1 protein-coding gene is annotated in these 1,552 nt (G+C 40.7%); it reads right to left on the bottom strand.

Going from position 1 to position 1,552, the window contains the following annotated elements; translation table 11 throughout:
* Window positions 1-4 precede the first annotated feature (4 nt).
* Complete coding sequence (gene tnpC, locus PX700_RS21940; RefSeq protein ID WP_479521941.1) at window positions 5-1,444, bottom strand: IS66 family transposase; 1,440 nt, start codon at window positions 1,442-1,444, stop codon at window positions 5-7.
* Between the last annotated feature and the right edge of the window lie 108 nt (window positions 1,445-1,552).

Below are 1,552 nucleotides of genomic sequence, written 5' to 3'. Positions count from 1 at the left end.
GTAACTATTCAGCCTCATCTGAAATGAATACATCAGGCAGCTGATTTTTGAATAATAACTCAAGGGCTAGGCTTGCAGATACATATTGTTTTCTGCAAGTCGATAAATAGCTTCTCAGCAAGCAGAACATTTCAGCTCCTTGCTTACTTCTAAAACACCCCGATATTTTTTGATGAACCTTGGTCATCCTAATATCATTCTCGCCTTGGTTGTTGGTAAATGGCACGCCAGTGCTCATCATGAAACGTAAAACATCATCTTGATAATCTCTTAGTCGTTCCAATAATGCTCGGGATTTGGTTCGCTTTAATCGGCCTCGCTGACCTTCCACTCGGCTACTTTTATCTGGTGGTGGACATTTAGCGTCACCTTGAAGCAATATTTTTTGATATTGCTCACGATATTTCTGTTTAGCCCCTTTATCTAGGTCGGGATTATCTATTTGAGCTTTATTCATTTCTTTAAGTAAGGTTTGCATATCCTTCGCCCATTGCATGCCGTCTTGCTCCCAAGCCCTTTCTAATTCTCGGATGTGGTGAGCATTACATAATGCATGTTGGCATTGGGTATATTGATAATATGGCTTCCAATGGTCATGACATAGCACACCGGTAAAGTGCGGTAAAATACCGGCCTCATCCATCGCTATTTTTCCTCTTTTTTCATGAGGATAAAAATAAGTCCACCAAGTCGTTGATGCACCATGAAGCCATCGCCGTTTACCGCCGATATTAATGCCAGTCTCATCAACATGCAAAGTTTGATGCGGGCTTTGTAATGCCGCTTTGATGATACCTTCTGCGCCCGATGACTTTACCAGTGCCGCTGCTTGTTCATTAAAGTTAAATAAACTGCCGGCACTGATCGGAATACCTAGTTGGTCACTAAAGTATTCTTCAATGCGGTTATAAGGGAGTAATTGATATTGTGATAAGTAAACCGCATGGGCTTTCACACCAACACCATATTGAATAGGACCGTTAACACCTTGGGGGAATGCACCAACAAACCGCTTCCCTTGCTCATTCTCAAGGATTTGAGCCTGGTATTCGGTCACCACTTTACTGATATCTATATCGACGACTTGTCGCTTTTGAAAACCCACCTCACGATAGTGACCTTTAGGTAAAAAATCTCGGTCAACTAAAATGACTTGTACCTCATCAGGTGTTTCTGTTTGAGTCAGCGTTTTACCTACTCGGCCTTTTTGTCCGCCAGCTGATTTTTCTGACTTCTCTCTCGTTGGCTTTGTACGGTTGATATCTTTTGATGGAGGAATGCTACTATTTTGACTATTAAGTCCTAATTTACTAGCTAGCATAACAACGACAACAAGAATGAGTTCAATAGACATCTTCAACGCTGGCGAGAGTGTTTTATCTTCTTGTAACTGAGTTTTAGTTTGCTCAACTATTTCAGTGATATTTATGCTGTTTAAATTCATTAAAGCTAGAGCGATAGGGTAATAGCTCTAGCTTGGCATACTGGCAGGATCAGTCAATAGCTAAAAAAGATCCTTAGAAAATAATTTGTCTTGGTGAATAGTTACAAA

This window comes from Pseudoalteromonas sp. TP27, from assembly GCF_056470645.1.
The sequence above is the reverse complement of the archived record's forward strand: the minus strand, read 5'-3'. Positions and strand labels throughout refer to the sequence as shown.

Coding starts and splice junctions, on each gene's coding strand:
- tnpC (WP_479521941.1), bottom strand. CDS start 1,444: ATGAATTTAAACAGCATAAATATCACTGAAATAGTTGAGCAAACTAAA.